At 66.3% G+C, this 7,302-nt stretch carries 8 protein-coding genes and 1 pseudogene; 1 reads left to right on the top strand and 8 read right to left on the bottom strand.

The genetic code is table 11. The annotated features are described in order from the left end of the window. Window positions 1-94: 94 nt before the first annotated feature. From ACILQR_RS14650 to ACILQR_RS14615, 8 genes are read right to left on the bottom strand one after another with little or no spacing between them, the layout of a single operon-like run. Window positions 95-484 (bottom strand): SUF system Fe-S cluster assembly protein, encoded by a 390-nt coding sequence (locus tag ACILQR_RS14650; protein WP_395652126.1) that lies wholly within the window; start codon window positions 482-484, stop codon window positions 95-97. Continuing rightward, window positions 484-1,728 carry an aminotransferase class V-fold PLP-dependent enzyme gene (locus tag ACILQR_RS14645; RefSeq protein WP_395652125.1) on the bottom strand — a complete coding sequence of 415 codons (1,245 nt, stop codon included), beginning with the start codon at window positions 1,726-1,728 and terminating at the stop codon, window positions 484-486. The genes ACILQR_RS14650 and ACILQR_RS14645 overlap by 1 nt, the downstream gene beginning before the upstream one ends. Beyond that, window positions 1,707-2,852: a Fe-S cluster assembly protein SufD gene (sufD, locus tag ACILQR_RS14640; RefSeq protein ID WP_395652124.1), complete on the bottom strand. Its 1,146-nt coding sequence runs from the start codon at window positions 2,850-2,852 to the stop codon at window positions 1,707-1,709. The genes ACILQR_RS14645 and sufD overlap by 22 nt, the downstream gene beginning before the upstream one ends. Beyond that, the gene (gene sufC, locus ACILQR_RS14635) at window positions 2,849-3,598 is read right to left on the bottom strand and encodes a Fe-S cluster assembly ATPase SufC (RefSeq protein ID WP_395652123.1); all 750 of its coding nucleotides are present in this window, start codon (window positions 3,596-3,598) and stop codon (window positions 2,849-2,851) included. Before sufC ends, sufD begins: the two co-directional genes overlap by 4 nt. A gap of 7 nt (window positions 3,599-3,605) precedes the next feature. Continuing rightward, window positions 3,606-3,965 carry a hypothetical protein gene (locus tag ACILQR_RS14630; RefSeq protein WP_395652122.1) on the bottom strand — a complete coding sequence of 120 codons (360 nt, stop codon included), beginning with the start codon at window positions 3,963-3,965 and terminating at the stop codon, window positions 3,606-3,608. Then, complete coding sequence (sufB, locus tag ACILQR_RS14625) at window positions 3,962-5,428, bottom strand: Fe-S cluster assembly protein SufB (protein ID WP_395652121.1); 1,467 nt, start codon at window positions 5,426-5,428, stop codon at window positions 3,962-3,964. The genes ACILQR_RS14630 and sufB overlap by 4 nt, the downstream gene beginning before the upstream one ends. Continuing rightward, on the bottom strand, window positions 5,428-6,567 hold the full coding sequence (locus ACILQR_RS14620) for a cysteine desulfurase family protein (protein ID WP_395652120.1): 1,140 nt from the start codon (window positions 6,565-6,567) through the stop codon (window positions 5,428-5,430). Before ACILQR_RS14620 ends, sufB begins: the two co-directional genes overlap by 1 nt. Further along, window positions 6,564-7,046, bottom strand: coding sequence for an Rrf2 family transcriptional regulator (locus ACILQR_RS14615; protein ID WP_395652119.1), 483 nt, complete (start codon window positions 7,044-7,046; stop codon window positions 6,564-6,566). The genes ACILQR_RS14620 and ACILQR_RS14615 overlap by 4 nt, the downstream gene beginning before the upstream one ends. Window positions 7,047-7,205: 159 nt before the next feature. Here ACILQR_RS14615 and ACILQR_RS14610 point away from each other — a divergent pair. Further along, a pseudogene (locus ACILQR_RS14610) lies at window positions 7,206-7,302 on the top strand (alpha/beta hydrolase); the annotation flags it as partial.

Raw genomic sequence — 7,302 nt, 5'->3', positions numbered from 1 at the left:
GATACGAACGCCGTGTCTGGGGTCGCCCCCTCCACCGCTTCGCGGTCCCCCTCCCCCGTTCGCTGCGCTCCGGGTGAGGATTGGTTACGCACGCTCAGAACATGTTCAGGGCCAGTTTGGCCTCGTCGCTCATCTTGGAAGAATCCCACGGCGGGTCGAACACCAGGTTGGCGCGGGCCGACTTGACTGACGGCACCTTCATCACCGCATCCTCGACCCAGCCCGGCATCTCGCCGGCCACCGGGCAACCGGGCGCTGTCAGGGTCATCTCGACGATCACGTCGCGGTCATCGTTGACATCGACCTTGTAGATCAGCCCCAGCTCATAGATGTCGACCGGGATTTCCGGATCATAGACGGTCTTCAGCGCCTCGATCAGGTCGTCGGTCAGGGTGTTCAGCTCGGCCTGCGACAGGGCGCTCGTCTGGGGCTCATCCCAGGCAGCGGCAAAGGCGTCAGTCTTTGAAATCGTCTCGTCGGTCATCACACAAAGAACTCGCGCGCCCGGATCAGCGCATCCACGAAGGCGTCGGCGTCCTCCGTCGTATTATATAGGGCGAAGCTGGCGCGCGTGCTCGACGTAACGTCAAATCGCTTCGCCAGCGGCTCGCAGCAGTGCATCCCGGCCCGTACGGCCACGCCGTAGCGGTCCATGATCTGGGCCAGATCGTGCGCATGGACGCCCTCGACCGTGAAGGTAAAGATCGCGCCCTTCCCTTCCGCCATACCCAGCTCCCGCAGCCAGTTCAGGCCCTCGGTACGGCTGCGGACGTGGTCGTACAGAGCATGCTCATGCGCCGCGACCGCTTGGCGGTCGAAGGCCGACAGCCAAGTCAGCGCAGCCCCCAGACCGATCGCCTCCAGGATCGGCGGCGTCCCCGCCTCGAACCGGTGCGGCGGCGCGGCGTACGTGATCCGCTCCTTCTCGACCACGGCGATCATCTCGCCCCCGCCCTGATAGGGCGGCAGGCTCTCCAGGGCCTCAGCCGTGCCGTACAGGGCCCCGATCCCGGTCGGCCCGAACAGCTTGTGCCCGGTCAAGACATACCAGTCGCAGCCGATTGCCTGCACGTCCGGCGAGGCGTGAACCGCCCCCTGGCATCCGTCGATCAGGACCCGCGCTCCGGCCGCATGGGCCAGCCGCGTCATCTCCGCGACCGGATTGATGGTTCCCAGCACGTTCGACATATGGGTGACGGAAACGATCTTCGTCCTCGGCCCGAGCATCTCCGCATAGGCCGCCATGTCCAGCGACCCGTCGTCCAGCACCGGGATCCACCTCAGCACCGCGCCATGCCGCTCGCGCAGGAAATGCCAGGGCACGATGTTGGAGTGGTGCTCCATCTCCGAGACGATGATCTCGTCGCCCGGCTGGATGGACAGGCCCACCCCATTGGCCACCAGATTGATCGCCTCGGTGCCACCCTTGGTCCAGACGACGGTGTCGGGATGGGGCGCGTTCAGATACCGGGCCACGATCTCGCGCGCCGCCTCGAACGCCTCGGTCGCCTCGTTGGACAGGGTGTGCAGACCGCGATGGACGTTGGCGTAACTGCCCTCCATCTTGGCCACCAAAGCGTCGATCACCGCCTGCGGCTTCTGGGCCGAGGCAGCGTTGTCCAGATAGACCAGCGGCTTGCCGTTCACCGTCCGCGACAGGATCGGGAACTGGGCCCGCACCGCATGGGGATCGAAGGTTCTGCCCACTAAAGCCGTTCCGTCAGCCATGACCGCACCACCTCCCTCGCGCCGTCGTGTTCGATCCGGTCCACGACCTCGATCAGAAAGGCCTGCGTCAGCAGAGCCCGCGCCTCGTCCACCGGAATGCCGCGCTGCTGCATGTAGAACAGCGCGCTCTCGTCCAGATTGCCGACCGTGTTGCCGTGCGCGCACTGAACGTCGTCGGCGTAGATGACCAGCTCCGGCTTTGCGTCCACCTCGGCCCGCTCGCCCAGGATCAGCGCATGGTGACCCATCCGCGCATCCGTCCCATCCGCCCCGCGCTCGACCACGATCTTGCCCTGGAACACGCCCCGCGCGGTGTCGCGCACCACGCCCTTGGTCAATTGCGACGTCTGGCCGTTCAGCCCGCCGTGCGAGACGACGCTGGTCAGGTCGGTGTGGCGGGCGCCGGTCAGGGTGTAGAGGCCGTCGAGACGCACCGACGCACCCTCACCCGGGTGGACGACACGGGTTTCCAGCCGTTGCAGCGCTGCGCCTGACGCCAATGTCGTCTGGCCAAAGGCCGCGCCCTTCGACAGATGCACCTCCGCCGACGAGATCGACACGGCGCTGGCCGGTTCCTCGATCAGGACGATGCGTTCGAGGCTGCCGCCCTCCTCAACGAAGACCTCCAGCAGATGGTTGGCCAGATAGGCGTCGCCCCAACCCTCATACGATTCCAGCAGCGTTGCCTTGGCACCGGCCTCGACGACCACGCCGACCCGCGCGTGATGCCCGGTCTTCACCGCATCCGACAGCCAGCGCAGGGCAAGTGAGCGCGGGCCGCAAGCCTTGAACGTGATAATGTGGACGCCTTCCAGCGCCTTGGCTGCTGCCAGAGCGCCCATTGGCATCGCGTCCGCAAGCCGTGGGACACCCGGATCGGCCTTTTCGGTGATCTCGATGCCGTCCTCAAGATCGTCGTCGGGCCACCAGTTCATGAGGCCGTTGGCGATCAAGAGCTCATTGTTCGTCAGCGCCTTGAACGGTCCGCCGCTCGGCTGACCCTCAGGTAGCTTGGGCGACAGCGGCGGCTCGTCACGCACATAGCGACGCAGGTCCGAATACTTCCACGCCTCGGCGCGCCGCGACGGGATCGTGGCGATGTCCTTCAGGTCGATCGTCGTCACGCCGCGACCGGCAGGTACTGGTCGTACCCTTCCGCCTCCAGCTTCAGCGCGAGCTCCGGCCCGCCCGAGGCCACGATCCGCCCCGTCGCCAGCACATGCACCCGGTCCGGTTTGATGTAGTCCAGCAGCCGCTGATAGTGGGTGATGACCAGCATGGCCCGGTCCGGCGAACGCAGGGCATTCACCCCCTCCGACACGATCCGCAGGGCGTCGATGTCGAGGCCGGAATCCGTCTCGTCGAGGATCAGCAGCGACGGCTCCAGCAGGGCCATCTGCAGGATTTCCATCCGCTTCTTCTCGCCGCCCGAGAAGCCGACGTTCAGCGGCCGCTTGAGCATGTCGAAATCCATCTTCAGCGCCGTCGCCGCCGCCTTGACCAGCTTCAGGAAGGCGGGGGCCGAGACCTCCTCCTCGCCCCGCGCCCGCTTCTGGGCGTTCAGCGCCGTGCGCACGAAGGTCAGGGCCGGCACGCCGGGAATCTCGATCGGATACTGGAACGACAGGAACACGCCCTTGGCCGCCCGTTCGGCCGGGTCGAGGTCGAGCAGACGCTCGCCCCGCCATTCGACCGACCCCTCGACGGCCTCATAGCCGGGCCGTCCCGACAGGGCATAGCCCAGCGTCGACTTGCCCGCCCCGTTGGGCCCCATGATGGCGTGAACCTCGCCCGCCGGAACGTCGAGCGTCAGACCCTTAAGGATCGGCTTGTCGCCGACGGAAACGTGGAGGTTGGAGATGGAGAGCATGGTCAGCCTAGCGAGCGAGGAAGCAGCCCACGGCATCGCCGCGAACATTCATTGAGTGGAGCGCATCATCGCTCCGGAAAAACAGTTCAAACTCGTCGCCCTCGATATCGAGCGCGATGACGTGAGCGCCTTGGTCGTCGGCGACTACTGCGACCGGCCGTGACACTTGCTGTTGGGCCACACTGTCGAACCAGACCGCTTCGGTCACATACGGCTCAACCAGTGCTTCCCGCATCTCCGCAAGACCGCGCTCGAACCACTCCGCCGGTAGCGCAGAGCCCACAAGATCGGGGTGACGGGGTGGCGGCACAGGATAATCATCAAGCTCCTGCTGAACCGCCACACGGAGCTTGGCGAGATCGATCACCCCACGCTCCCTTCCAATGAGATCGCCACCAGCTTCTGCGCCTCGACGGCGAACTCCATCGGCAGCTTCTGCATCACGTCACGGACGAAACCGTTGACCAGCAGGGCCACCGCCTCCTCCTGCGACAGCCCGCGCTGCTGGGCATAGAAGAGCTGGTCGTCGGACAGGCGGGTCGTCGTCGCCTCGTGCTCCAGCTGGGCCGAGCCGTTGCGCGCCTCGATATAGGGCACGGTGTGCGACCCGCAGTCGCCGCCGATCAACAGGCTGTCGCACTGGGTGAAGTTGCGCACCCCCGTCGCTTTCGGATGCACAGAGACCAGCCCGCGATAGGTCGAGTCCGACTTCCCCGCCGAGACCGCCTTGGCGATGATCCGGCTCTTAGAGTTCTTGCCCAGGTGGATCATCTTGGTGCCGGTGTCGGCCTGCTGATGTCCGTTGGTGATGGCGATCGAATAGAACTCGCCCGAGCTCTCCTCGCCGCGCAGGACGCAGGATGGGTATTTCCAGGTCACCGCCGAGCCCGTCTCGACCTGGGTCCAGCTGACCTTGGACCGGTCGCCCCGGCAGTCAGCGCGTTTGGTGACGAAGTTGTAGATGCCGCCGCGCCCTTCGGCGTCGCCCGGATACCAGTTCTGCACCGTCGAATATTTGATCTCGGCGTCGTCCAGCACGACCAGCTCGACCACCGCAGCATGCAGCTGGTTCTCGTCGCGCATCGGGGCCGTACAGCCCTCCAGATAGGAGCAATAGCTGCCCTTGTCCGCGATGATCAGCGTCCGTTCGAACTGGCCGGTCTGGCTCGCATTGATGCGGAAATAGGTCGACAGCTCCATCGGGCAGCGCACGCCCGGCGGGATGTAGACGAACGATCCGTCCGAAAACACCGCGCTGTTCAGCGCCGCGAAATAGTTGTCCGAGACCGGCACCACCGACCCCAGATACTGCCGCACCAGATCAGGATATTCGCGCAAGGCCTCCGAGATCGGCATAAAGATCACGCCCACTTTCGCCAGTTCGGCCTTGAAGGTCGTGACCACCGACACGCTGTCGAACACCGCGTCCACCGCGTATCGCGGCGCGCCCTCGACGCCGGCCAGCACGGCCTGTTCGCCCAGCGGGATGCCCAGCTTGGCATAGATGGCCAGGATCTCGGGATCGACCTCGTCCAACGACTTGGGCCCGTCCTTCTTCTTCGGCGCGGCGTAATAGAACAGCGACTGGTAATCGACCGGCTCGTATTTCACCGAGGCCCAAGTCGGCTCCTCCATCGCCAGCCAGCGTTCATAGGCCGCCAGACGCCATTCCAGCATCCACTCCGGCTCGCCCTTCTTCTCGGAGATGAAGCGGACGATGTCGGCGCTGAGGCCGCGCGGGGCGTATTCCGTCTCGATGTCCGAGGTGAAGCCGTGCTCGTACTTTTCCAGTGCGGCGACGGCGTCGATAGTTTCCTGGACGGCGGCCATCAGGCGACCTGCCTTTCATTCTGACGCGCCTGCTGCGCGACATAGGCGGCAGCCCAGACATCGGCGAACCGTTGCCAGTCCTGTTCCGTCGTGCCCCAGCCCCCGGACGCCCTCAGCCCCCCGGATGCCAGGTCGATCCGCCCCGTCGCCAGTATGGTCCGCGAGGGCTTGGTCTTGCCCGAGTTGCAGGCCGATCCGCCCGAAACCATGACGCCCGACAGATCGAGCGTGATCAGCTGACGCGGGCTGTCCCAGTCGCTGACGGCCAGAAACAGGGTGTTGGGCAAACGCGGCGCGCCCTCCCCCACGATCGTCGCGCCCGCCGCCTTCACGACCGCCTCGGCAGCATCGCGCCAGACCCGATGCGCCTCGACGTCGGCCAGACCGCTGCGCGCGCTTTCCGCCGCCACGCCGAAACCGACGATGCCCGGCGTGTTCTCGGTGCCTGCGCGCAGGCCGCGTTCCTGTCCCGCGCCGTGCAGAATCTTGGCCGCCGTCAGACCCTCGCGCATCACCAGCGCGCCGACGCCTTGCGGCCCGCCCAGCTTGTGCGCGGACAGGGTCAGGCTATCGGCACCCAGCACGCGGATATCCACCGTGATCTTGCCCGCCGACTGGATCGCATCGACGTGCAGCCATCCCTTGGCCGCCCGGACCAGACGCGCCGCCTCGGCGATCGGCTGGATCACGCCGCTTTCGTTGTTCGCATGATGGATCGCCACCACAGCCCGGCCCGGTCTGGCCAGAAGCTCCGCCAGCTTCTTCAGGTCGATCACGCCCCGCCCATCGACCGGAAGCACCTTGACCGGCTTGCCCGAGGCGATCGCCGCCTCGGCGATGCACGGATGTTCGGTGGCGCAGACGATCATTCGCTCGCACCCGGCCGCCAGCGCACTGGCCAGCCCCTGCGCATTCGCTTCGGTCCCGCCCGAGGTAAAGATCACCGCTGTCGGATCCGCCCCGACCAGTTCGGCGACCTGAGCCCGCGCGGTCTCGATCCGGCCCCGCGCCCGCCGCCCGGCCGCATGCACCGCCGAGGCGTTGCCGTTGTCGGCGAGGGCCCTGGTCATCGCATCCAGAACCTCGGGCCGCACCAGGGCCGAGGCGTTGTAATCCAGATAGACCGGCGCGCCGCTCATGCCGCGGCCTCCAGTTCGGCCCGCCCGGCCCCGGACCGCCGACGCGCGCCCGTGCGGTTCATCACCACGTCTTCCAGCGAAACCCCGGCCAGATAGCGGTGGATCTCGTCGCCCAGGTCTTCCCACAGATTATGGGTGATGCACCGCTCGCCGGCCATCATGCAGCCCTTGGGCGAGGAGTGTGAGGCACAACGCGTCGCCCGGATCGGCTCGTCGACCGCCAGCACGATCTCCGACACCACCGTCTCATGCGCACCCTTGGCCAGCCGATAGCCGCCGCCCGGCCCGCGCACGCTGCGCACCAGCCCGCCCTTGCGCAGCCGGGCGAACAGCTGCTCCAGATAGCTTAGGGAAATCTCCTGACGCGTGGCGATTTCGGCCAGCGAGACGGCGCGCGCGGACCCGTCCGAGCCCAGCCCGTTCTTGGCCAGATCGGCCATCGCCATCACGGCGTATCGTCCCTTGGTCGACAGACGCATCGCACCTACTCAAAAATCTCGCGCTTTTCAGGGGCCCTGTGCTAAGAGCCGCGCCTTTAAGGAAGGCCGCTGTGCGCTGGCTGGACTTATAAAGTCCTACCGCCACGGTCAAGTATTCCCCGACCGCGAAACGACGATTGAACGGATTATTCGAGCCCCATGCCTGAAGTCATCCTGCCCGGCGCCTCTGGTCGTATTGAGGGCCGCTACTCACCCGGCAAGCGCGCCAACGCCCCGATCGCCCTGATCCTGCACC

The sequence above is a fragment of the Brevundimonas sp. genome (genome assembly GCF_044239655.1).
Lineage (GTDB): Bacteria > Pseudomonadota > Alphaproteobacteria > Caulobacterales > Caulobacteraceae > Brevundimonas.
The sequence above is the reverse complement of the archived record's forward strand: the minus strand, read 5'-3'. Positions and strand labels throughout refer to the sequence as shown.

Coding starts and splice junctions, on each gene's coding strand:
- ACILQR_RS14650 (WP_395652126.1), bottom strand. CDS start 484: ATGACCGACGAGACGATTTCAAAGACTGACGCCTTTGCCGCTGCCTGG.
- ACILQR_RS14645 (WP_395652125.1), bottom strand. CDS start 1,728: ATGGCTGACGGAACGGCTTTAGTGGGCAGAACCTTCGATCCCCATGCG.
- sufC (WP_395652123.1), bottom strand. CDS start 3,598: ATGCTCTCCATCTCCAACCTCCACGTTTCCGTCGGCGACAAGCCGATC.
- sufB (WP_395652121.1), bottom strand. CDS start 5,428: ATGGCCGCCGTCCAGGAAACTATCGACGCCGTCGCCGCACTGGAAAAG.
- ACILQR_RS14620 (WP_395652120.1), bottom strand. CDS start 6,567: ATGAGCGGCGCGCCGGTCTATCTGGATTACAACGCCTCGGCCCTGGTG.
- ACILQR_RS14615 (WP_395652119.1), bottom strand. CDS start 7,046: ATGCGTCTGTCGACCAAGGGACGATACGCCGTGATGGCGATGGCCGAT.